Genomic DNA, 22,978 nt, shown 5'->3' on the forward strand with positions numbered 1-22,978 from the left:
GTGAAGGCTGTGTTTTCAACAACATTACGGCTGATGCGGTTCAGAGTTCGTCGGGATGCTTGCGGTAATATTCCTGAAGCAGAGGTCCGATATTGAAATAGAAGCCTCCGCGCTGCTTGCCTGATGAATCCTTGACGGTGATGTATTCGTATGAGGGATCGTAGAACACGTGGTCGGCCACGGAGTAGTCCATCATATTAAGAAGCACATATTCATGCTGCGGTTCTATGACATACCATGCGTTTTCCTCATCTTCGCCGGTTCCGGTCGAGACGATGGCCATGAGCAGATAGTTGAGCTTATACTGCCAGATGTTGGCCAGATTGTTTTTGCCTTTCTCCCGGAGGGCTTTTATGAGCATCACCATCTCTCCGAGATTGAAGGGATTGTCGGCAAGGGCTTTTTCGGCATACATTATCACCGAGTCACACTCCTGACGGGTCAGTTTGCGCGAGCGGTCAAGCACGTTGTACTGGATGTCGCGCTGCGAGGAGCGGTAGGGGTTATAGTCTTCCTGAAACATGTAGCCGAGGTAGAGATGGCGGTACTTGTCTATTTTCATCAGTGTGTCGTTGCGCTGGAACTCTTTCATGAGCCGCGGGTAATAGTAGGGCGACTTGCTGTCAAGAGTCTCAAGGCGTATTTTTTCCAGGTCGGGTTTCTCGCGTTTGAGCTGTTTTCCTGCCGACTGTGCTGCGGCACCGGCTGAAACGATTACTGAGAGTATGATGGATAGGAGGATGCGCATATTTCAGATTTTAAAGATGAGCCATAAAAGGGCGGTTCCGGCCATGCAGACGGCTATGACTGCGGGGAGTCCCTTGGCACAAAGATAGTTCAAAAATTTGGAAGATGGAAATCCGAGAGCTTTTCCGGCTGGAGTCTTGCTGTAGGCTATTCCTCCGAGAATGGCTCCCACCACACCTCCTATGATCATCCATGCGTGGGAGATTACGAGGCCTGTCATGGCTCCTGCAAGAGCAGCACCTGCTATGTAGCCAAGTCCGCGCCGCGATCCGGAGATGCTTTTTGGCAGCATGAACGAGAGGACCACCACGATGATGGTGGCTATCCCCCAGAAAATCAAAGTGGAGACTGTGGGAAGCGAGGCTTTGACTGCGGCCACACACAGGCCTGCATAGACGGCGATGATTCCGTAGCGGTTCGAAGCGAAGACAAGACCAAGTCCTGCGAGCAGAAGGATGACGGTGATCAGTATCAGCATGGCTAATTATTGAATAGTTGAAGTGAGCTTTCGGTTGATGGTTTCTGGCGGTGTTTTCTAATTTAACGTAAATTATCGGCCCAATGTTGCTGCAGAGTGTTAAAAGTCGTACTTTTGCATTAATAAAAGCACGTTAAAAGCACGTTCAATGAGCGGCATAAGTAACTCTGAGAAATTATCAGCAGGAGCTACTTAACATTATATTTTTATTAAACCTCTTGATTTTGAAGAGTCACTTACAGTCAACAAAAACTAATTTTTTTGGCACTTTGCTGAAATATGGCGTTCCGCTTGTCATTTCGGTAGGGCTTTGCTGGCTTTTGTTCAGCAACGATGATATTGATCTGGCAGGAATGATGGAGATTGTCAGGCGGGAATGTGATTTCCGGTGGATTCTGCTCAATCTGCTCCTCGGCATCATGGCCCAGGTTTTCCGCGCGGCCCGATGGCAGATACAGCTGAGGGCTCTTGATATACGCCCCCCGTTCCGGCAGCTGGTGCTTAGCATCTTCGGCACGTATTCGGTCAATCTTGTGTTTCCGCGCCTTGGAGAGGTGTGGCGCACAGGCTATATAGCGGCCCGCGAGCGCGCCCCGTTCACTACGGTGTTCGGTTCGATGGTGGCCGACCGCCTGGCCGACACTCTGACCGTGCTGATTCTTCTATTGCTGACTTTCATACCGGCCGGAGCGCAGCTCAGAGAATATCTTGGACAGAGCGGAGGCGCTTTGGCCCGGATCAGTGAGATTCTGGGCTCTCCCCTGCTCTGGGGTTTTGTGATAGCCGCAATGGCCGCTGTCTGGTTTGTGTTTGTAAGATTTCCTGAGCATAAGGTGATAGCCCGTCTGCGCTCTATCATAAGCGGCCTGTGGAAGGGATTCGCGGTAGTGATCACAATGCCCGGTCGCGGACGGTGGCTGATCTTCACGGTGCTTATATGGAGCTGCTATATCATGTCGCTCTATTGCGCTTTCAGAGCCTTCCCGCTTACAGCCGAGGTGCTGGTGATTCACGGGCCTACTGCTCTGGCTGTATGCTTTGTGCTGACGAGTCTTGCTATGGGAGTGCCCTCTAACGGCGGCATAGGACCCTGGCAGTGGGCCATGATTTTCGGCCTCACTCTCTATTCGGCAGGTGTGGCTGGCCTCACACATGAATATGCTCTGACTTTCGCCAATCTCGTGATGGGTGTGCAGACTCTGATGCTGATTGTCCAGGGACTTTTCACTTTCGGCTGCATAGCTTTTTCAAAACGTTCAAAACCACTGTCAAAATGAAATTCGACGATAGCGACGAGGACTACTTCCTCCATGATTTCAGCCGTAAAGACCGTCAGTCGGAAGAAGATCAGCGGCACTCCCCTACTCCTGATCCGTCTGATCCGGCCACCCGGCCGGCGGCACCGTCATTCGATTTTTCCGATGGCGGCTCTGACAGTTTACGGACAGCGGAAGCCGGAGAGACGCGCCGCAAACGCGGCCACGGATGGCTGTGGTTTTTCCTTGTCGTTGCGGTAGTGCTTGCCGCCGCGGTTACCATACGTTATTTTGTGCCTTACGTCACTGAGTCACGTGTCACCGGCTATGTGACTCTCGTGGAAAAACGCGGCATTGTCTTCCCTACCTTCGAGGGCGAGATGGTCAGCGAATCACAGCTGGCCGACACTACCCGCATCTATTCCCGCGATCTCAGTTTCAGCATTCCAGACGATGATCTGGCACTGCGGCTGCAGCAGTATCAGGGCACAGGGCGTCCGGTGACTGTCACCTTCAAGCGTTATTACGGCACTCTGCCTTGGCGTGGCGCGTCAAACACGGTGGCTGTAGATTTCATGCCGGCTGAAAAGCAGCGCTGACAGACGGTAGTAAAAAACACATCAATCCAACCGAATTACTCACACCTCTCCCCCTATTATTTCTAAAGTGGACTACAGAATACTTCCTCCCGACGGTTTTTTAGAAGCGCGGCTGCGGCTTCCGCTTTCAAAGAGCATGAGCAACCGTGCTCTGATCATCAACGCTCTGACTCCCGGAGCATCCGAACTTGAAAACGTGGCCGAATGTGATGACACCGACGCAATGCGCCGGGCACTTTCGTCGCTTGACGCAGATGTGATAAACATAGGCGCAGCTGGAACCACTATGCGCTTCCTGACAGCTTTCATAGCCTCACGGCCAAGATGCAGCCTGCTGCTCGACGGCAGCGAGCGTATGCGTCACCGCCCTATAGCTGTGCTTGTCGATGCTCTGCGCTCGCTTGGAGCCGATATAGAATATGCCGGAGAGGAGGGCTTTCCGCCTCTGCGCATCAGTGGCCGCCGTCTGAAAGGCGGAGAGCTGACTCTCGACTCTACGGTTAGCTCGCAGTATATCTCGGCTCTTCTGATGGTGGCGCCGCTTATGGAGGAGGGTCTGAAGCTTACGCTGAAAGGAGAGACCGTGTCGCGCCCCTACATACTGATGACATTGAAAATGATGTCGGAAGCAGGTATAGAGAGCGAGTTTGCAGGCAACACTGTGAGCATAGCTCCGCAGGCCTACAAAGCATGGAACTTCCGGGTTGAGGGCGACTGGAGCGCCGCCGCCGCCTGGTATGAGATCGAGGCTCTTTCATCGGGCACCGTTACAATTGACAATCTCTGCCGCGAGTCGTTTCAGGGTGACCGCAAGCTGGCCGACATATTCGGGCATTTAGGCGTTGTGACCGAATGGGAGGGAGAGGACGGAGGCTCTGACCTTGTGGCATCTCCTGACCAGGATGCACGCCTGCGGATTGATTTCTCTGATACTCCTGACCTTGCGCAATATGTCATTGTGACCTGCGCTATGCTCGGCATACCGTTTCATTTCACCGGTCTGTCGACCCTCGCCATCAAGGAGACAGACCGGGTGAAGGCCGTCTGCACCGAAATGGCCAGACTCGGCATATTCATGCAGCCGGAGGGCAACGACGTGCTTTCGTGGGAAGGTCAGCGGCGGCCTATGACCGAACTTCCGCGTTTCGACACTTATGATGACCACCGAATGGCCATGTGCTTGGCTCCGGTGGCTCTGTTCGTGCCGGGCATAATCATCAATGATGTGGAGGTTGTCAGCAAGTCTTATCCTGAATTCTGGGATGAACTGAGGCGCGCGGGTTTCACTCTTCTTGACGGAGACGCACCTCTCCCCGACCCTGACGACGAATGATCTTTGCAGATAATCACCAATATTACTTGACTACTGACTGACTACAGATGACAGGCGCACTGATTATACTCGCTGTGACAGTTCTGACAGGACTGATTCTCTATCTTACCCATAGGCCGGATAGCGCATCTGCAAATGAAGGCGACTCCCCTGCCCTTTCAGGCTCTCATGACTCTGACGGAGAGGAGTGTTGCGGACTTCATGCCGTGTGTGAGAAAGGCCTCTCCCCAACCGAAGGTCCTGTCTATTTCGACGATGAGGAACTCGACCGTTTCGCAGGCCGTCAGCCCGACAGCTATACCGAAAGTGAGGTTGAAGAGTTCCGCGAGGTGCTTTACACACTTCTGCCCTCTGACATCTATCCGTGGGGTGCCTCTCTGACCCGGCGTGACATAGCTCTCCCCTATTCTCTGCGTGACGAATGGCTTATGCTGGTCAACGGCTGAAGCCCTCTAAGAGCCCTATAATTATGATAGAGATACTGCAATATGACTTTTTCAGGAGTGCTGTGATCGGAGTCCTGCTCCTGAGTGTGGCTTCGGCTATAATCGGCACCTATATAGTGACGCGCCGCCTCGTCTCCATATCAGGGGGCATCACCCATGCCTGCTTCGGAGGTCTCGGACTGGGATACTTCCTCGGATGCAACCCTATTGCAATGGCCGCGCTTTTCGCTGTAGGATCATCGCTTGGGGTTGACTGGATGGCCAGGCGCCACAGAGTGCGCGAGGATTCGGCTATTGCTGTCATATGGGCGTTGGGCATGGCCTTGGGCACACTTTTCATTTTCCTTACTCCCGGCTATGTGCCAGAACTTAATGCCTTCCTGTTCGGCAACATCCTGACCATCACTCACGGCGATCTCTGGACATTCGGCATTTTTACCGCAGTGTTGCTGCTCTTTGTGGCCGCTTTTTTCCGTAAGATAGTCATCTGTGCCTTTGACCCTGACTTTGCACGGGTGTGTCGTCTGCCTGTCACCTTCATCACTACGGCCATGACTGTTCTGGTGGCTGTCTGCATAGTTCTTACAATCCGTCTGGTGGGTGTGATGCTGCTGATGTCCATGCTTTCACTGCCTCAGATGATAGCCGAGGTGTTCTGCAACCGTTTCAAGTCCATGATGCTGCTTTCGGTGCTGGTTTCGCTGCTTTGCTGCCTCGGCGGACTGTTTATGGCTACCGTTGTCGATGTGCCATGTTCGGCACTGATAGTACTGACCATGACTGCGGCCTATATGGCCGTGCGCCTTTACAAAGCCATAGCCGGCTGAGGACGGCCGGCGGTGCGCCATACCTCACGGCGCCCCTGTCCGGGGCGTTTTGAATTTTGAAGCTATTTTGGTGGGGATAGAGATTTTTAGTACTTTTGCAGCTAATTACACTCTATAGATAACCCATACAGGATTATGCCCGAATATTCATATCTTCACGTAGCTTTCAGGGGTGAGGTCCAGGGAGTGACACGCACTCTCTATTCATATCCCTCTGAAGAAGAAGGTGACTTTGACCCGCGCTGGAATTCAACTCTCGTCGAACCCGGAGCCGCCGTCAAGCGCTTTCTCAACGCCAACGAATGTTACATACTTCAGTCAACGCCGCGCGGACATTATTTTTCGCTTATCACACGCAACGCTCTGAGCCCTGAGCGCGGCTACATGATGATATCCATCCTTGTCAGCGATGGCTGTTCACTGACAGGCCGTCAGCTGATGAACTCGTTCACCAATCTGAAAAAGGCTCTTATCGAGGATGAAAATCTCACTGACTCTGCTGTTGAAGAGGCCTTTGCCCAGGCTTCGGTGCCTGCGGAGCCTCTGAAGCTTGAGGCCTGGCGCTACAAGGCTCCAGCTGATGACGAAAAGCCCGCTGAAGCTGCTTACCGCACATATATCTCACAGCAGGAACTGGAGTCTATCTTCTCATTTCCCTGCCAGCCGGGCTATGAAGGATACCGCTGCATCATTGTTGTCTCGGCCACTACTTCGCTGCGTCCGGGCGTGAAGATGCCTCGCATCACCGCTCCCATACGCAAACTCTATTCGGTGGTGTGTCCGGAAGGGGTGACTGCATCGAGCCTGCAGGTCTATGACGGTGACCGTCTGGAACTTTCTTTCAGCAAGGAAGGTTTCAACACCCATGTGGAGACAGTGATAGTTGGCACTCCTTCGGCCTATACAAAGTATGAAGGCTCAACAATTGCCGTGCGCTCGGCCTCACAGACCGGCATACGTTTCGAACGCCGCATACCCGTCAAAGTGCTTTCTGCCAAGGGGGTGGCTCTCAACGGCTATACTATTACCCTCAACGGCCGGCCCGTCAATACGATGGACCCTTTTATCGAGCTTTTCGAAAAGGACCTGCAGCCCGACACAGAGGTGGAGATCACCGTGCAGTCAAACAATTACCGCACTCTCAAACTTAAGAAACCCTCGGCCGAGATGCTGGTGACAGAGGAACTTGAACTTGTCATGCAGCCTATAGAGCAGGGAGTTACCCTGCGTCTGGATTTCGGCGACGGACGGGTGTTCGAGCAGCAGATCTCCATTGAAAAAAACACTCCTGAATATAACCGCCTGCACTCAGGGAATTTTCACGGATTCCGTGCTCACCGACTTGTGACCCAGGATGACAGCGAGGTCTATAATGTGGATGTCCGAATCACCAGTCGCCCGGTGGCTCCAAATTTCGAGTCGGCACGTGGAGAATCTGCTACCGAACCAGCCCACAAGGCTCCGAAATTCGAGAATGTTTCTGATGAGGCCAGGCCCGAACGTCGCCCGATTGACGCCAGTCTCCCCGTGGCCGAAGGCCGTCGCGAAGCTGATAAAGAGGTTGCAGATACGGGTTCTAAACCTGATTTCGACTATGATGATGACGATGACGACGATTCAGCAGAGCTCAGACCTTGGTATCGCCGCGCAGCTTTCCTTTGGGGAGGTCTCGCAGTGATAGTGGCGGTGGTAGCTCTTGCATGGCTCCTGCCGCAATACACAGGCTCGTCTGACGATCCGGCTCCTGCCGAAGAGTTTGCGGCCGATGCCAATTCGGATCAGACAGTTGCTCAGGCTCCGGTGGCTCTGAGCCCCGAAGAGCAGGCAGATGTTGACTATCTCAACTCGAATCCGGTCTGGGATCTGGCCAAGATTCAGAGCGATATGGGAAAATCGCTGTTCCAGGCCATCGGTGAAGGTGATATTGACGCAGTTGTCAACAATCCTTACTATGCCGTGACCGGACGCTGCACCAATGAGAAAGCCAATCTTGTGGCAGACCTGATCTGGCGCGCAAAAGGATCTTTCAGCGATGCCGCCAACCGCCGCACAATGCGTTCAACTATCAAGAACGGTTCGATAGATCTGAAAGCCTTCTCTGACAATCTGGCCAAGCGCCGCCCGTCGGAAAAAGCCAACGAAGCCCCGCGCCCGGTGAAATAAGTGGTTCAGGATCTCATTCCCTGACAGTCACTCCGTCACGGTCCACACCTTAATATTATATAGGAAATATATAAACCGATCATTTTTCGCAGCTCCGGTCATTCAGCATGGCCGGAGCTGCTTGTCATCTGCACCGGACCGAAGGTGAAATGTCAGTCGCAGGCTTGGAAAAACGGAGAATAGTGTGTAAATTTGTGGAATATGGAAAACTATATAGTTTCAGCCAGGAAGTATCGTCCGGCCACGTTTGACAGCGTGGTGGGGCAGCAGGCGCTCACTGCCACTCTGAAGAATGCTATAGCCACTCACCGTCTGGCCCACAGCTATCTTTTCTGCGGCTCGCGTGGTGTCGGCAAGACCTCCTGCGCCCGAATTTTCGCCAAGACAATCAACTGTGCCAATCCTTCACCTGACGGAGAGGCATGCAACGAGTGTGACAGCTGCCGTGCGTTCAACGACGGCAATTCGCTCAATATCATAGAGCTTGACGCCGCTTCAAACAACGGTGTCGATGACATCCGCCAGCTTGTGGAGCAGGTGCAGATACCGCCTTCGCAGGGATCTTACCGCGTGTTTATAGTCGATGAGGTCCACATGCTGTCGCCCGCGGCATTCAATGCCTTTCTGAAGACCCTTGAAGAGCCGCCGTCATATGTGATTTTCATCCTCGCCACCACTGAGAAACACAAGATTATCCCTACCATACTCTCGCGCTGCCAGATCTACGATTTCAAGCGTATAACCGTGCGCGACATGATCGACCATCTCTCATATGTGGCCTCGAAAGAGGGCATGACAGCTGATCCGGCGGCTCTCAACATCATAGCCCGCAAGGCCGACGGCGCCATGCGCGACGCGCTTTCGATCTTTGACCAGGTGGCGGCATCGTCAAGAGGCAACATCACCTATCAGAGCGCCATCGACAATCTCAACGTGCTTGATTACAATTACTATAACCGCCTTCTCGACTGTTTCCTCGAAGGAAAAGTGCTGGAGACATGGATGATCTACAAAGAGATCCGTGACCGCGGTTTTGATTCGCACTTCTTCATAAACGGACTGGCAGACTATATGCGCGATCTCATGGTGGCGCGTGATCCGTCAACAATAGTTCTCCTTGAAGCCGACGATGAAGCCCGCAAGGCTATGGCCGTTACGGCTGCCAAGTGTTCGCCTGACTTCATCTATCGGGCCATGAATCTCTGCAATGAAGCGGATCTGAATTACCGGACGGCCTCTAACAAGCAGTTCCTGATAGAACTGACGCTTGCCAAGATATGCCAATTGCTAAGCCCCTCCCACAATAACGGCGCCCAGGGTGAGGGGCGGTTACAGAAAATCTCGTCAGGCGCCTCTGATCGGAGCCAGTCACCGGCTGCAAATCCTGCATCATCGCAGCCCGCACCTTCGCCACAGAGTGGGGGAGTGCAGCCTGCATCCATGCCACAGGTCATGTCTGCCACACCTTCGCAGCCTCAAGCAGCTCCGTCAATGCAGCCGGCTCCTGCGGCAAGGTCCATGACGCAGCATCAGCCTGCTTATCAGAGTCCGGCCACACCGACTCCCATAGTCTCTGCTCCCTCAGCCGGTTACAAGGCGGCTCCTGCGCGTCAGGCTGTTCCATTGAAGAGACCTCTGATGCGACCGGCCGGAACATTTTCTATAAATCATTCCAAGGATGCCTCGCAGTCTGCCTCGGCGCAGCCGGGCATCGGGACGACAGCGCCGAAGCGCAACGAACCTTATACCCGCGATCAGCTCAACAAGGCCTGGCAGAATTTCATGCAGGCTCACCCTACGGAACACATTCTGATCAACACCATGCGTGCGTCGTTTCCGGCGCCTCAGGAGGGCCATACCTATAAGATAATGGTGGAAAACGAAATGCAGCGTCAGACTGTGGAGCTGGCTTTTCCGGCGCTCCTGCAGGCTGTGCGCGACGAGCTTTCCAACGATCATTTCTCTCTGACCGTAGAGATAAACCAGGGCGCAGCCTCGCCCCACACCTGGAACGAGCGTGAAGTGCTCAACCACATGGTTGAAAACATCCCGGCCCTCCGTGGCTTCATTGACGATCTCGGCCTTACAATAGGGTAGGGCCCCCGCGAGCCGACCTCAGTGAGATGGTAAATCGGTGTCCTGCAGGACGTCAGCATCCACGGACAACGCGACATGGTGCCTGGCAAAGGAGGTTGATCCCGGTCGGAACGCGGACGGCGGAATGTCTCAACAGTATTGGATTCCGGATGCAGCGCGGCGGGCATGGTCTCCGGCGGGCTGGTGTCCGACAGGACACCGTTTTACTCGTAGCCCCCGACACCGTGCGCAGCACAAGGTGTCGGGGGAATAGATTACATATCATATTGAGAATGTCCGGCAGGACATTGATTTACAGGGCCGGATGGTTGCGGGCTGCTATCAGGTCTCGGTCTCGGCCGGATGTCACTGTCAATATCTACTAAAAAAGACCTGGGCTTGTGTCGGATATATGACACAAGCCCAGGCCTTTTTTTATCTGATAATCGACAGCTTCTTATTTATAGAAGGCGTTGATGTTGTTGGTCACTTTCTTGTTACCGATGAGGATGCGGTCAAGAGTGTTGATCATACGGGCGGCACCGCGCTGCTGGTTGTAGCGGATGGTGTTTTCGTCGAGGTCGAAGGGACGGCCTGCATTGTCGATTTCTGTAACCTGCATTACTATTACTGCATTGTTGCCCTGAAGAGGACCTACGAGAGCGCCCTTCTGAGCGTTGGCGATCTTACCCATGACAACGCTTTCGTTCATTCCGAGGCCGGGGATCATATACTGGCCGAAGTTTACGGTAGTAGTGTCAACCGAGGTCTTCATGAGCTGAGCATAGCCGGCGATGTCTTTGGCCTTGCCTTCATAGTCGGCGATGAGTTTAGCTGCTTTCTTGTTGTTGATGGCACGTGAAGCGAGGATTGCGTGAACCTGCTTGTCGCGTACGGGAACATAGCCGCCGTCATAGATGTCGTCAAGAGCCACGGCGAGGAAGCGTCCGGTCTGGATATCGCCGAACACTGGCGATACCTGGCCTTTCTTGGCATCCATTACCCATGCCACAGCGTTGTGTGAGTCATTGAGGTTGCCGATCATGGGCGAAGATGCAGTAACGGTGGCGGGGAAGGTGGTGTAGCCGGCTTCCTGAGCGTGTTCCACGAAGTCTTTGGCAGTCTTGTTTTCTTCAACATATTTGCGGAGAGCTGCGTCGAGATCGTTGACAGTAGCGTTTGACGGTTCGGTGGTGAAGGTCACGCTTGCGAGGTCGTAGACAGCCACGGGAGCTTTGCGTTCGTTCACGCGGAAGATGCGGCCGCCTTCTGCGAGGGTGTCAGGGGTGAAGTAGACGCCGGTGGCGCGGTCGGCGATGAGTTCTTTCATCGGAGCGTAGTTTGCGTCAAGCAGAGAGATCTCCATGTCTTTCTGTGACTGGGCCACGAGGGGCGATGAGGCTACGCTGTCAAGCGAGACGCCTGAGTTGAGGAGACCTACGAGAGAGTCAACCTGCGATTTTGAACCCTGCACTGCGAGGAAGTCGATCTTGACATCGGCTACTTCCATTTCTTTGCCGAGGAGCTTGGCGAGCAGATAGTCGTTGCCGGTTTTGCTGACGAGCACTGCCTTGCCTACAGAGAGAGAATCGACTGCGCTTTTCAGGCGGGCCTGCTTGTCGAGGTCGGTCTGGGAGATCTTGCGGCGGTCAACCACGAATTCTGGCATGTCGGTCAGACCCTGCATTTCTGCGTTTGAGTTGAGGGCCACCAGAGCATCTTCAACTTTCTTCTGACCGGCGAGGATGTCGGCTTCAGAGGGCACGATGCTGACTGCTATATAGTTGGCCAGGCGGCTGGGCTCATCGATAGCATAGCGGGCTTTCTCGTCGTTGTAGAGAGCATTGATGTCGCTTTCGCTGGCTTCGAAGTCCTCGTCCTTGAGGGTCGAGTAATCCTGCTTGGCGTAGACCACGTGAGAAGTTGAGGCGTTGTCGTCATAGAGAGCCTTGGCGTCAAGTTCATTGGCCACGAGGGTTCCTGCGAAAAGGTTCTGAAACTTCTGCTGGAGGATCATGCGCTCCACAGATTTTTCGAGGTCGAGCCAATAAGCCTGGAGCTGCTGGGCCTGAGCCTGCTGCATGCCGTATTTGGTCGGGTTGAATGCCATGTCATGGGCGGTTTTTGCGTCGGGCACACCGAGCTGCTGCTGCACCATGCGGTCTACATACTGTGAATTCTTGCCGACCATCATTTCTGTGAGTTCCTGGTCGGTCACGGTCAGACCGAGATCATTGATTTCATTCTCGAAAAGTTTTTCGGCGATCATGGAATTGAGCACCTGCTGCTGGAGCACGGCGTTGTCCATGCGCTGGTTCTGAGCCTGAGCCTGCTGTGAGGCTTCCTGCACACGGCGCTGGAATTCCTGAATGTCAATCTTGTTGCCGTCGACTTTTGCAATGGTAGTTCCGGTGCCGAAGAGTGTGCGGCCCGAAGTAAAGAAGTCACCGATGATAAAAGCCAGCAGACCGGCTCCAACGATGATGAGCAAGAGAGCTGACTTGCTACGGATTTTTTCTAAAGTTGCCATTAGATATGTTTAGATGATTTTTGATTTAAGCGTGTGGTTAGAACAGATTTCAGATACAATGCCCGAAATTAACGCACAAAGATAGCATAAATTCCATTTAATACAAAATTACGAGGGTGTAAAAAGTGAAAGCAGAGAGCAATATAGCCCTCCGGCGCGACGTTTTATATCAGAATGCCACTTCTCGCTCTCAGGTGTCAGCCCGCTTTTCTGTGTGACCGGGGGTGGGAGAGCTCTGGAATAAACGAGGCTTAAACAGTTTTAAAAAACCTATTTATAATTATAAGAATGAAAAAGTTACTCTTCCTTGTTTTTTTTGTCGTAGCGCTTGCCGCCGGTGCTGTCAGTCCGCGTACAGGGGTTTCGATCCTCGGCGATTCCTATTCCACATTCCAGGGCCATATGTCGCCAGACACCAATCTTGTGTGGTATTACTCCAAGCCCAAGCTTGAGCAAACTGATGTGACTGACGTGAAGCAGACCTGGTGGCAGCAGCTCATACGCGAGAAAGGCTGGAGGTTGGTGACAAACAATTCTTATTCCGGAGCCACTATCTGCAACCGCGGATATGACGGCAAGGACTACACCGACCGTTCGTTTCTGACCCGTGCCAAAACTCTCGGCTCGCCTGACGTGATTCTTATTTTCGGAGGCACAAATGATTCATGGGCCGGAGTGGAAGTAGGGGAATATGAGACTCCTGAAGGCAAGAAACCTGACTATTATACTCTCCGTCCCGCTCTTGACCGCATGCTTCGCATCATGAAGGACTACTATCCCGGCACCGAGATCTATTTTATAGTCAATTCCGAACTGCGTCCCGAAGTGACTGAGTCGATTCTGACCCTCTGCGGCCGTCACGGAGTCAAGACCGTCAGCCTGTCTGACATCGACAAAATGGCCGGCCATCCCACAGTCAAGGGCATGACCCAGATAGCCGAACAGGTAGGCGCCGCAATAGACTGACGGGGCCTCTTAAGAAATTTTTGCAGATTTTTGCGTCGATTTTTGCTCGGATGACCGGAAATGACTAATTTTGTAATCCGTTATGAAATACGGTTTTGACAACGAGAAATATCTCAAAATTCAGTCCGAACACATCAAGGAGCGCATAGCTCAGTTCGGCAACAAGCTTTACCTCGAACTCGGAGGCAAACTCTTTGACGACCACCATGCAAGCCGCGTCTTGCCCGGTTTTCAGCCCGACAGCAAGCTCAGAATGCTCAGCCAGCTGAGTGACCATGCCGAGATTGTGATAGTCATCAGCGCGCTTGACATCGAGAAAAACAAGGTGCGCAACGACCTTGGAATCACCTATGACATGGACGTACTGCGTCTGCGCAGGGAGTTCCAGAACCGCGGATTCCTTGTCGGCTCAGTGGTTGTCACCCACTACAACGGCCAGAGCAGCGCCGAAGCTTTCCGTCAGAAGCTTGAGCGCATGGGCATCCCCACCTATTACCACTATATAATCGACGGCTATCCAACCAATGTCGACCTCATCGACTCCGAGGAGGGCTTCGGACGCAACGATTATGTGGAGACCTCGCGTCCGCTCGTCATCGTCACCGCCCCCGGTCCCGGCAGCGGCAAGATGGCAGTCTGTCTCAGCCAGCTCTACAATGAACACAAGCGTGGCATCGAGGCCGGATATGCCAAATTCGAGACATTCCCCGTGTGGAGCCTCCCCCTGAAACATCCCGTCAACATAGCCTACGAGGCTGCCACAGCCGACCTCAATGACGTCAACATGATCGACCCCTTTCATCTTGAAGCCTATGGAAAGACGGCGATCAACTATAACCGTGACATCGAGATCTTCCCCGTGCTTAACTCTCTCTTCGAGGGCATCTATGGCAAGAATCCCTACAAGTCGCCCACCGACATGGGTGTCAACATGGTCGGTTTCTGCATCAATGACGACGATGTCTGCTGCGATGCCTCGAAAAACGAGATCATCCGCCGCTACTACACAGCTCTCAACCGCTTCGCCCAGGGCGAATCAAACGAGGGTGAGGTCAACAAGATCGCGCTTCTCTTCAAGCAGGCTAAGATCGACACCTCATACCGCCGTCCTATCAAAGCCGCCAAAGAGCGGGCCGAGCGCAGCGGTGTTCCATGTTCGGCCATCGAGCTTGCCGACGGCACTATCATCACAGCCGAGACCAGTGCCCTGCTCGGTCCGAGTGCCGCGCTGATACTCAACGCCGTCAAGCACCTTGCCGGTATTGACCATTCGGTCAAGCTGATTCCTCAGGATATGATCGAGCCTATTCAGAACACCAAGATCAACTATCTGCGCAGCCGCAATCCGCGACTTCATACCGACGAAGTTCTGGTGGCGCTCTCAGTGCTCAGCACTCATGACGAAAACTGCCGCCGTGCGCTTGAAAAGCTTCCCGAACTCAATGGCTGTCAGGTCCACTCTACTGTAATGCTTGGCGAGGTCGACCATAAGATTTTCAAGAAACTCGGCGTAGGTCTCACCTGTGACCCCCAGAAGAAAGTCAAGAACTGAGACCTTTTATAGAACTCATAGAGGCTGTTTAACAACTTATTAGACAGCCTCTATTAAGATTATCCATATGAAATCTAATGTATATTAGATCGGTTAATTTTGAAGAGTTACTTACGCAAAAGAATTCTTATAAACAGATGTCATTTTGCTTGTTTTTGCGTGAATTTTATATGGATTCCGGGTCTTTGCTTTTGGTTTTTCGTTTCGGGTTGGCGGGAAACCATCCGCGGGCCACTCGTTTTTCCTGTTCGAAGATCTCTCCTATGGTCCAGAATGACGAGAATGAGAAAACTCCTAAAAGCGATGACCAGAAGACGTCGCTGACCACTATCGAGGCGGCTATTCCGACAATTCCAAGAAGCAGGAAGCACCACCAGCAGCGGGTGCCGAAGTGATATTCACATTTTATGGTGACGGGGTGGAAGATTCCGATTATCAGGAATGTGCAGACTCCTATGGTGAGTCCGAGAACGTGGTGTTCGGCCAGTAGTTCGGTCATTTCGTGTAAGTAGTTTATGAAATGTGTTGTTATTTTGTTTCTGTTGTCATCGGCAGGGTCACGCAGCTGTTCACCTTGCAGCTTACATCGTAGGGGGTTACGTTGGCTGTGCGCGGGCGGCGTGAATAGCGATAGTAGAATGAATTCTGGGTGTCCCATGAGGGGAACTGTATCCGGCGGGTGGTGCCGGAGGGTATGTCGGCTCTGACTCTGCGGACGGCCTGGTGGAGGGTGCGGCCCTGCATGTCGGTATAGTCGAGGGTTATTTCTATCTCGCTTATTCCGGTTCCGAGGCTGTTGCTGACAAAGAGACTTTCCACCCGTGAGCCGAGCGGCTTGTCATAGCCTGAAAGCCTGACTCTGTCAGCCGCCGGGGCGCAGATGGTGTCAAAGGCTGTCTCTGCCGCAGGCGGCACATTCTCTGACTTGGCTGTGGCGGCAGTGCGCAGTTTTCCGCGCAGAGTCTTGTCGGCTCTCAGCGGAAGAGCCGGCAGAAGCGTCAGCAGCATTATCAGTAGTGTCCGTAGCAGGGTCATGAATTGTCAGATTAGTTGTGTGGCATGAAGTCTGGTGTTTGTCGGTCAGGCGGTCGTCCGGTCAGAGATAGCGTGGTTCTGATGGAATGGACGGAGCGGGAAACACCCGCAGACAACCCTGTATGGCTCCGGGATTTTTCTCCTGCCTCGTGAACAGATAGCGGTACATGTAGGGCAGGAGCCGCCACCAGTTGAATCTAAGCGATGATCCGTAGTCGCTGATTGATATTCGGCTGTCGTCATCGGTAAGAGTCACGGTAAATTTTTTCGGAGCGTGGAGAGTTGTTCCGTTGTCGAGGCGCGAGGTGTAGATCCGGGCGTCATAGACTCCGCGTTTCGCCGTGGGGGTGAGATAGCCCATTACGGTGCCGGGACGCAGGGCCATGTCGGCTGCGCGTACAATCACCATCCGGTAGACGGTTGTCTCGGCCTCATACTCACCGACGGCTCTGTCACTATTGCGCTCTATGGCCATCAGAGATCCTTCCGATGCAAAGCGCCAGAGGCCTTCCACGGCGTGGAGCGGCATCTGCGCGAGCCGGTCGGTCACACTGTCGGGTTTCGAGTAGCCGCTGACCACCTGCGACCGTCCGGGCACGTTCTCAAGGACACTCTTTTCGATTCTCTTTGCCGCCGGAGCGCAGAGAAACAATGCTGACAGCAGCAATGTCAGCAGCAACCGTCGCGGCGGGCGGATGTTTGAAGTGGAGTTGTAGGTTACAGTCACTGGTCGGAGAGAGTAGGGGTGGTGGAGAGTATAGGGTATGGCGATAGTGTGTATCAGTGTCAGATTGTAGCGAACTTATAGGCGAATCCGAACGAAAGTATCTCCTTGAACTGGAATTTGTGCCAGTCGGGATCGTCACAGTCGGGAGTCGATGAGTCGTAGCGCATGTGGACGAATATCTGGGTGGTCAGGAATCTGTTGATGTTGAACATGAAGGTGTTTTCCCAGTCTCCGTAGGCATAGCTGTAGTCCGAGAAGACAAACAGACGCGAACGCATGCTGATATTGTCGCAGATCTGCCAGGTTATCTTGCCCTCGGCGCTCGAACCGTATTCGCTTACCGTGTGTCGGCCCGGCTCAATACCGTATGACGTCTCATTCATGTGTTTGTTGAAACAGGTCTTCATGTTCCATGAAAGGGGAGAGATGGAGGCATCGAGGGTGAATGTCTTCTTGGGGTTGGCGTAGTTGTAGGTCATACCGACACCGACGTTGAGCTCGCCGGGCGACATGAAAGCACCTTTGAGTTCGTGGGTGTTTGGCTTGTAGTTTTTAAGAAACTGGGTCTTGAAGGAGACGTTGGTCGAGTAATACCAGCGCTTCGATGCCTTGTAGCCTACGAGCATGTTGAACTGGAAAAGGTCTTCCGACACCGAATAGTTGCGCAGCGAGTCGTTCGGAGCGTCGTTCATGCCGAGCTTGTACTGGAATGTTGTCTCGAAGAGGAATTTTTTGTGGAATGCGGGGTTGAGCTTGACGTTGTAATAAAGATTGACAAGCATGTTGAGGTTCTTGTTGCCGCCCTGATACCAGTTGGGCGAGACGTAGGCCTGCGAAAACTGCACCGATCCGTTGAACGTCTTGAGCCAATGGCGTTTGTAGAACTGGGCTTCAAGTTTCTGCTCAGGTGCTTTCTCCGGTATTATTTCGGCTATGACAATCTTGGCTGTCTTGGGGTCAACGTTGGCTTCGAACTTTTTGGGAGGTTCGGGCAGTGAGGCCTCGTCATATCGCACAAGATACGGAGTGCGCACCACCACTGCCTGACGGGCATGGCGTATCAGATCGTTGTGGTAGAGGTCGGTGACGAGCCATCCGAAGGTATTGGGGTCAAGCGGGCTGTCGGCCAGCGGTGCTGATTTGCTCACTCTCATGGTGTCGAGAAACTGGAATGAGCTGAACACAGCCGGACGGAAATAATAGGCGGGCAGGGGAGTGGTCACAATATCTTCAACCGCAGTGCTGTCCTGGACCTCCGGGCTTTCGGCTGCCGGTGCAAGAAGCTGCAGCATGTCATCCGGATTATCCGGATTGAGATTATGGATGGTGGAGTTGTAGATTTCGGAGCGGGTGTAGGGTGCTCCGAAGAGTGTGAGCTCCGGCACGTGGATCACTGCGGCCTGCGAAAGACCCGCTACGCCGACAAAAATACCTGCAAAAATTGACCTGATGTTCATAATGGCTGATTATGGACTTTAAAAACCCTCTCGGAGCATGAGAGGCCATACTCCTAATTATTTGCAAAATTAGCAAAAAAAATCAGAAAAAAGGAAGCCGGCAGATCATTAGAGTTAAAAAACGCCATAATCCCGCGGCAAAGCGGCGGATTATGGCGTTCCGTTGTATAGAAACAATTTCTTAGATGCGGTTCCCCGACGTTAACAAATATCGGGGAACGGGGGCTTAGAAGCTGTAGCTTACGCCTATCGAGGGGATGAAGGCATGGAGCTTATAGTCGGCGGTGAAAGTGCCTGAAGGCTTGAAGCCGAGTGCCTCGATCTGCTGCTGGGGCAGTCCGGCGGCTGTGAGCTTTTTGATCATCTGGCCTCCGAGCAGGTCGGCATACTCGCAGCTGGCATTGTCGACACCCATTCCGGCCACATACATGAAGCCGAGGTCGATTGACAGGCTGGAGATCGGACGGAAGGAGAGACCAACCGTAGGCTCTACCTTGGTCATGCCGGGAGTTTCGGGGTTGTAATAGTTCTTGTTGACAGGCGATGTGTCGACCATCAGGCCGGCGCGCACGTCAAAGCGGTTGGTGACGGCAAACTCTGCGCCAAGCGAGTAGCACCACGAGTTCTTGTATTTCTTCTCGATGTGCTGGTTATAGTCTGCGAGCTGTTCGCTGAGAAACTCGATGTCGAGCTGGCGGTAGGTGTGCCATCCGGTCAGACGGGCGTCGAAAGCGAGTGTCAGACGGTCGATGGGCTTGTAGGATACACCCAGACCCAACACCCACGGGCAGGGCATCTCGGCTTTGAAATTGGCCTTGTTGAGCAGGTCGAGGCTTTCGCCGAGGAGGTTCTGTGAAAGATCGTTGGCATATGACACCGTTGCGTCGCCGGCCTTGACCTTCATCGGCATGCGCGAACGGAACGAGGCGCCTACAGTCAGCCCGTCGGTGATGTCATACATCGCGCCTACGTTGAAGCCCACTGTCATCTCGGCCTGGCCCTTGAGGTTGACTGACGCCGGAGTGGTCGATCCGAAACCGGGAGTGCCTGCCGGAAGCTGTCCGAGTGCTGTAAGGGCTGCTATGGTGCGGTCAGTGGTCTCGGCGGTCACAAGGCCCTTGTTGAGGTCCACGCTGCCCCATGAGATCATGGCTCCGGCACCAACCGAGAGTTTCGGAGTGATGGCCCAGGCTACGGTAGGCTGTATGGTGAACACCTTGAGGTTTACGTTCTGGTTGAGCACGGCGCCGGGCCAGTTGTCGGTCCAGTTGATCGACGAGCCGTAGGGGGTATAGAACGAGATACCGGCCTTGAGATTGTCGTAGATCGAGAATGCGGCATGCACACCTATCGGGGTCGAGATGCCGTTGTCGGTCTTGTAGTCCTTGCCGTTGACAGTAGCGGTGGCGGTAGGCATGATTCCGGTGAGCGAGCCTGACAGATCGAGAGTCTTGTCCATGAAGCCCATACCGGCGGGATTGAAAAACATGCTCTCGGCTCCGAGTTTGAGAGCCACACCCGTGTGGCCCATGCCGATCTGCTTGGCCGACAGAGAGTTGATCTGATAGCCTTCGGCGTAGGCGGTGCCACACACAGCGGCAGCGGCAAGAGCCGAACAAATAAATTTCTTCATATCGAATTATTTGGTGATAGTTGCAGAAAAGATTCTGGCTGTGGCGATCCTGACCTTCGTATCGGCCGAAAGATCAGCGCATACAGCAATCTCCCGGCAGCTATTGCCGTGGCCTGCGGAAGCCTTCTGCACTGTGTAAAAATTTTGGAAATCGCCCGCAAAGGTAGCCCCTCCCCCTGACGCGACCAAAGAAATGCACACAATTTAACAATAAAATTGCTCTAAAACACTTTGAAATTGTTCTGATTTTCCCGCCGACAAACCTCCGAACCCACCACAGCCCCTACATTGCATATTTCCTAATTAAATGTGCATTAACTATTCCATATAAAAATTAACAAATAAAAACACAGCCCCGTCCTTAGCCTTATCCGAACGCCATATTTTAGGATAGGCTTGTAGGATAGGCCCATGATTATCTCTCTTTCAATTGATGGATTTTTATGATATTTGCATTTGAATTCGCATCTGTGACTGTAGAGACAGCCTCATCGGATTCAACTTTTCGTTGAATGATGGAGAATTCCATCGAAAAGGTGTTATTGAATTTTTATCTTCCATACTCAAACTTGGCGGTTTGTATTATTCCCGAAGATAAATAGACAATGGCACCTGCATCGGTAGCTATACCCGTATGCCTCCGTGAGGGGGTACTCTGTATATGCTCAATCGGTGTGGGGCTGTCGTCTTATCCGGGAATATAGGCACGCCAAGGCCTGAGTATGGGATAAGAACGAGATACAATCCTCACACCTTTTTCTATGTCTGAATCTAAAACGATGTTTCAGGGGGATTGAGAAACACATCTCAATATATTAATGTGCACAGAAACTGTTCCGCAATTCGAAGAAAAACGCTTTAAAGAGATCGCCGCCGGTGTCTTCGTCTTTGAAGGGCAGGATATAAGTCTTGAAACAAAGATTTATAAATATATGGATCTCTCGGCTCTGTTCGGGATTATGGACGGCCATTTTCGCATAAGCCGCCGTAAGGATTACTCGGATGTTTATGAGCACGGGGTGGTCACACTCCGCTGTGCCGAATTTTTGTTGCCTGCGGGAGAATCGGCCACTGAGAATGATCGGAAGCGTAGGGCTGAATACGAAAAATTTCGCAAATCGGCAGCAAACCTACTTTGTTCCTGCTTCACTGTCGCGCATGATGAAATGCACTGCATGTGGAAATCATTCACCTCAGGCTATACCGGAATAAGAATAGAAACCACAGTCGGAGCATTTGCTGAGAGTCTGAAAGACAAAGGTATTAAATTGTTCATTGGCACCATGCGATATTATAGCATTGATATGGGTGCTATTGACAGAACCGGGTATATTTTTGCAAAAAACAAGTGCTACAGTCCTGAATCTGAATTGAGAATCTACTTTAAGCTTGAAGAAAAAACGGAATGCGGCGGTTACAATCAGTTTGATGAGAATTGCTATCTGAATGTGGATGGCAGCAAGCTGGTTCAGTCTGTATTGCTGTCACCATTCATCCCTGGTTCATCCTGTTTTAAAGGCTGGCTCCTGACATCAATCCAAAATCAATATCATGATTTGAAAAATAAAATCTCGCATTCATCCATAAAGGTTGCAGATAAATTTTGATAATCTGTAAGATTCATGTGTTTGAGTTACTTATTAATAAACCAATAAATCAATTAATTATGAAGTTAGAAAAATTCTTTATCGGCTTGCTTTTAGCCGTAAGTCTTGTGGCCTGTTCAAAGGACGATGAGCCGGAAAACGGCGGTTCAAAACCGGGCACCGAACAGCCTGAAAACAGCTCCTCAGTGACAATCAATCCCGATGGCTCGACATCTACAAAGTCGGTGTTCTCTCCTATTGACGAGACAACATTTTATATTGATTATGTAAAATCAATGATTCGGTAAAATTTGAGGTCGTTCAGTCTTGGCTAAGCCGCTAACTGAGCCAACCGATGGTTTATTTTCTGAATTATTTTTAGATGCGGAGATTTTCCGCAAGTCGAAATAATTGTTGAGGCGAGATAAGATTCAAACATAAGCCGTTTGAACTGCGCTACCGAAAGATCCGGATAATCCTTCCTTATGACCTCTTTGCAGACATTGAGGGCTGTGAAGGAAAGATTGAACGCAAAGTCAAGCCGCTCCCTGTCGCGGGTCTGCTGTGACTGAAGTCCGGTAAACTGCTTGGCATCGCGTATACCGAACTCAATCTGAAAGCGGGTGCGGTAGAAACCGATGATCTTTTCAGGCCTCATGTTGGTGTCGGTAGAGAAGTAAAGAAGAGGCTCTGCGTTTTCAACCGGACAGACCACGATACGGATGTCGCGTTTCAATGCCCTCGAATGTACGACCGCCGTGTGACATCGGGTTTTGTTTCCTTTGGAATCCTCATATATGAATGAAGTGAACACGGATATGTCAAGGCTGGAGAAATCCACTTTCTCTCCATACTTTTTCTTTCTGCCGCGTCTTCGCGGGGCGGAGGAATCCGGTATGGCCAGATACCTCAGATATGAGTTGGCACGTAATCTCCCGACAAATCGAAATCCCATGCCAATCACTTCATTTACAAACTCATATTTGGAGAAAAAGGCATCGGCAACCAGAATATCCGTCAGTGAGAGCAGCTCTGCCGCCTTTGACCTGACAAGTGCCACATACCAGTCAAGCATTGACATGTGCTTCTCGGACTCAAGAGTCTTGAAGTTCGGTGACTGGACAGCACCCAGCATCACGCATGTATGTTTACTCAGACTTATTGCCCCGATCGCCATTATCTCCAGACCGCGTTTGACACGTTGTGCCACCCCTGACCAGAAACGGCCTATGCCATACGTCAGTCTGCCTGCTTTTGAAATGAACGACGGATCGATTGCCACTGCCATGTCATGGGCCGGCCCAAAACAATCCTGCGCCATACCTATGTTGACTTTCATCCAGTCTACGGATGTCTTGAAATTGGAGGCAAAGGTCTTGGCTGTACGACCGCCATAGCGCGACAGCCGGGTAAAATTGACTTTGCCCGGAATCAACGCTACAGTGCGTATTGTTAAAATCAGCCAGTTGAGGAACCTTTTGCTCATCTTGGTTGTAGTATTTTCAAATACCGACTTACACCGAAAGGTGAAGTCTTTGAGAATCGCCAATACGTTCATACGCTAAGT

20 protein-coding genes are annotated in these 22,978 nt (G+C 52.2%); 11 read left to right on the forward strand and 9 right to left on the reverse strand.

Annotated features, from left to right (window positions below; translation table 11 throughout):
- Positions 1–40 precede the first annotated feature (40 nt).
- Together E7745_RS03255 and E7745_RS03260 are read right to left on the reverse strand one after the other, a co-directional pair.
- Positions 41–748: a DUF4919 domain-containing protein gene (locus E7745_RS03255; protein ID WP_123398725.1), complete on the reverse strand. Its 708-nt coding sequence runs from the start codon at positions 746–748 to the stop codon at positions 41–43.
- A 3-nt stretch (positions 749–751) separates the two neighbouring features.
- Positions 752–1,225 carry a hypothetical protein gene (locus E7745_RS03260; protein WP_123398724.1) on the reverse strand — a complete coding sequence of 158 codons (474 nt, stop codon included), beginning with the start codon at positions 1,223–1,225 and terminating at the stop codon, positions 752–754.
- Positions 1,226–1,494: 269 nt separating this feature from the next.
- Here E7745_RS03260 and E7745_RS03265 point away from each other — a divergent pair, with 269 nt between their 5' ends.
- The 7 genes from E7745_RS03265 (at position 1,495) to E7745_RS03295 (ending at position 9,946) form a co-directional block, all read left to right on the forward strand.
- Positions 1,495–2,502: a lysylphosphatidylglycerol synthase transmembrane domain-containing protein gene (locus tag E7745_RS03265; RefSeq protein WP_168181973.1), complete on the forward strand. Its 1,008-nt coding sequence runs from the start codon at positions 1,495–1,497 to the stop codon at positions 2,500–2,502.
- Complete coding sequence (locus E7745_RS03270; protein WP_107033352.1) at positions 2,499–3,080, forward strand: hypothetical protein; 582 nt, start codon at positions 2,499–2,501, stop codon at positions 3,078–3,080. The genes E7745_RS03265 and E7745_RS03270 overlap by 4 nt, the downstream gene beginning before the upstream one ends.
- 67 nt (positions 3,081–3,147) lie before the next feature.
- Entirely contained in the window at positions 3,148–4,413 is a 1,266-nt protein-coding gene (locus E7745_RS03275) for a 3-phosphoshikimate 1-carboxyvinyltransferase (RefSeq protein WP_136408301.1), read from the forward strand.
- A gap of 47 nt (positions 4,414–4,460) precedes the next feature.
- Entirely contained in the window at positions 4,461–4,859 is a 399-nt protein-coding gene (locus E7745_RS03280; RefSeq protein ID WP_136408302.1) for a phospholipase, read from the forward strand.
- 23 nt (positions 4,860–4,882) lie between these two features.
- Positions 4,883–5,686, forward strand: a complete 804-nt coding sequence (locus E7745_RS03285) for a metal ABC transporter permease (protein WP_240597853.1) — start codon at positions 4,883–4,885, stop codon at positions 5,684–5,686.
- Between the two features lie 135 nt (positions 5,687–5,821).
- The gene (locus tag E7745_RS03290; protein ID WP_136408303.1) at positions 5,822–7,849 is read left to right on the forward strand and encodes a hypothetical protein; all 2,028 of its coding nucleotides are present in this window, start codon (positions 5,822–5,824) and stop codon (positions 7,847–7,849) included.
- Between the two features lie 201 nt (positions 7,850–8,050).
- On the forward strand, positions 8,051–9,946 hold the full coding sequence (locus E7745_RS03295; RefSeq protein ID WP_124075737.1) for a DNA polymerase III subunit gamma/tau: 1,896 nt from the start codon (positions 8,051–8,053) through the stop codon (positions 9,944–9,946).
- A gap of 436 nt (positions 9,947–10,382) precedes the next feature.
- Here the strand turns inward: E7745_RS03295 and E7745_RS03300 are convergent, their stop codons facing one another.
- Positions 10,383–12,455 carry a SurA N-terminal domain-containing protein gene (locus E7745_RS03300; protein WP_124075738.1) on the reverse strand — a complete coding sequence of 691 codons (2,073 nt, stop codon included), beginning with the start codon at positions 12,453–12,455 and terminating at the stop codon, positions 10,383–10,385.
- A 288-nt stretch (positions 12,456–12,743) separates the two neighbouring features.
- Between E7745_RS03300 and E7745_RS03305 the strand changes: the two genes are divergently transcribed.
- Positions 12,744–13,421: an SGNH/GDSL hydrolase family protein gene (locus E7745_RS03305; protein WP_107033250.1), complete on the forward strand. Its 678-nt coding sequence runs from the start codon at positions 12,744–12,746 to the stop codon at positions 13,419–13,421.
- An 82-nt stretch (positions 13,422–13,503) separates the two neighbouring features.
- Positions 13,504–14,973: a DUF1846 domain-containing protein gene (locus tag E7745_RS03310; protein ID WP_124075739.1), complete on the forward strand. Its 1,470-nt coding sequence runs from the start codon at positions 13,504–13,506 to the stop codon at positions 14,971–14,973.
- 166 nt (positions 14,974–15,139) lie between these two features.
- On the opposite strand, the gene E7745_RS03315 is transcribed toward E7745_RS03310, so the two are convergent.
- From E7745_RS03315 to E7745_RS03335, 5 genes are all read right to left on the reverse strand, one after another.
- Positions 15,140–15,472, reverse strand: a complete 333-nt coding sequence (locus E7745_RS03315) for a DUF4491 family protein (protein ID WP_124075740.1) — start codon at positions 15,470–15,472, stop codon at positions 15,140–15,142.
- Between the two features lie 29 nt (positions 15,473–15,501).
- Complete coding sequence (locus E7745_RS03320; RefSeq protein WP_124075741.1) at positions 15,502–16,008, reverse strand: hypothetical protein; 507 nt, start codon at positions 16,006–16,008, stop codon at positions 15,502–15,504.
- Between the two features lie 61 nt (positions 16,009–16,069).
- Complete coding sequence (locus tag E7745_RS03325) at positions 16,070–16,735, reverse strand: hypothetical protein (RefSeq protein WP_124075742.1); 666 nt, start codon at positions 16,733–16,735, stop codon at positions 16,070–16,072.
- A gap of 59 nt (positions 16,736–16,794) precedes the next feature.
- On the reverse strand, positions 16,795–18,192 hold the full coding sequence (locus tag E7745_RS03330; RefSeq protein ID WP_124075743.1) for a DUF3078 domain-containing protein: 1,398 nt from the start codon (positions 18,190–18,192) through the stop codon (positions 16,795–16,797).
- A 226-nt stretch (positions 18,193–18,418) separates the two neighbouring features.
- Positions 18,419–19,825, reverse strand: a complete 1,407-nt coding sequence (locus E7745_RS03335) for an OmpP1/FadL family transporter (protein ID WP_124075744.1) — start codon at positions 19,823–19,825, stop codon at positions 18,419–18,421.
- 818 nt (positions 19,826–20,643) lie between these two features.
- Between E7745_RS03335 and E7745_RS03340 the strand changes: the two genes are divergently transcribed.
- Both E7745_RS03340 and E7745_RS03345 read left to right on the forward strand, forming a co-directional pair.
- Complete coding sequence (locus E7745_RS03340) at positions 20,644–21,432, forward strand: hypothetical protein (RefSeq protein ID WP_124075745.1); 789 nt, start codon at positions 20,644–20,646, stop codon at positions 21,430–21,432.
- Positions 21,433–21,491: 59 nt separating this feature from the next.
- Positions 21,492–21,719 (forward strand): fimbrillin family protein, encoded by a 228-nt coding sequence (locus E7745_RS03345; RefSeq protein ID WP_124075746.1) that lies wholly within the window; start codon positions 21,492–21,494, stop codon positions 21,717–21,719.
- 23 nt (positions 21,720–21,742) lie between these two features.
- On the opposite strand, the gene E7745_RS03350 is transcribed toward E7745_RS03345, so the two are convergent.
- The gene (locus tag E7745_RS03350; RefSeq protein ID WP_136408044.1) at positions 21,743–22,969 is read right to left on the reverse strand and encodes a transposase; all 1,227 of its coding nucleotides are present in this window, start codon (positions 22,967–22,969) and stop codon (positions 21,743–21,745) included.
- Between the last annotated feature and the right edge of the window lie 9 nt (positions 22,970–22,978).

This window comes from Duncaniella sp. C9, from assembly GCF_004803935.1.
Taxonomy (GTDB): Bacteria; Bacteroidota; Bacteroidia; order Bacteroidales; family Muribaculaceae; genus Duncaniella; species Duncaniella muris.

Bases quoted from the DNA above. Each gene is read 5' to 3' on its own strand.
- E7745_RS03345 (WP_124075746.1), top strand. From the start codon at position 21,492: ATGAAGTTAGAAAAATTCTTTATCGGCTTGCTTTTAGCCGTAAGTCTT.
- E7745_RS03305 (WP_107033250.1), top strand. From the start codon at position 12,744: ATGAAAAAGTTACTCTTCCTTGTTTTTTTTGTCGTAGCGCTTGCCGCC.
- E7745_RS03255 (WP_123398725.1), bottom strand. From the start codon at position 748: ATGCGCATCCTCCTATCCATCATACTCTCAGTAATCGTTTCAGCCGGT.
- E7745_RS03315 (WP_124075740.1), bottom strand. From the start codon at position 15,472: ATGACCGAACTACTGGCCGAACACCACGTTCTCGGACTCACCATAGGA.
- E7745_RS03300 (WP_124075738.1), bottom strand. From the start codon at position 12,455: ATGGCAACTTTAGAAAAAATCCGTAGCAAGTCAGCTCTCTTGCTCATC.
- E7745_RS03330 (WP_124075743.1), bottom strand. From the start codon at position 18,192: ATGAACATCAGGTCAATTTTTGCAGGTATTTTTGTCGGCGTAGCGGGT.
- E7745_RS03340 (WP_124075745.1), top strand. From the start codon at position 20,644: ATGTGCACAGAAACTGTTCCGCAATTCGAAGAAAAACGCTTTAAAGAG.
- E7745_RS03270 (WP_107033352.1), top strand. From the start codon at position 2,499: ATGAAATTCGACGATAGCGACGAGGACTACTTCCTCCATGATTTCAGC.
- E7745_RS03280 (WP_136408302.1), top strand. From the start codon at position 4,461: ATGACAGGCGCACTGATTATACTCGCTGTGACAGTTCTGACAGGACTG.
- E7745_RS03320 (WP_124075741.1), bottom strand. From the start codon at position 16,008: ATGACCCTGCTACGGACACTACTGATAATGCTGCTGACGCTTCTGCCG.
- E7745_RS03260 (WP_123398724.1), bottom strand. From the start codon at position 1,225: ATGCTGATACTGATCACCGTCATCCTTCTGCTCGCAGGACTTGGTCTT.
- E7745_RS03285 (WP_240597853.1), top strand. From the start codon at position 4,883: ATGATAGAGATACTGCAATATGACTTTTTCAGGAGTGCTGTGATCGGA.
- E7745_RS03350 (WP_136408044.1), bottom strand. From the start codon at position 22,969: ATGAACGTATTGGCGATTCTCAAAGACTTCACCTTTCGGTGTAAGTCG.
- E7745_RS03335 (WP_124075744.1), bottom strand. From the start codon at position 19,825: ATGAAGAAATTTATTTGTTCGGCTCTTGCCGCTGCCGCTGTGTGTGGC.
- E7745_RS03295 (WP_124075737.1), top strand. From the start codon at position 8,051: ATGGAAAACTATATAGTTTCAGCCAGGAAGTATCGTCCGGCCACGTTT.
- E7745_RS03310 (WP_124075739.1), top strand. From the start codon at position 13,504: ATGAAATACGGTTTTGACAACGAGAAATATCTCAAAATTCAGTCCGAA.
- E7745_RS03290 (WP_136408303.1), top strand. From the start codon at position 5,822: ATGCCCGAATATTCATATCTTCACGTAGCTTTCAGGGGTGAGGTCCAG.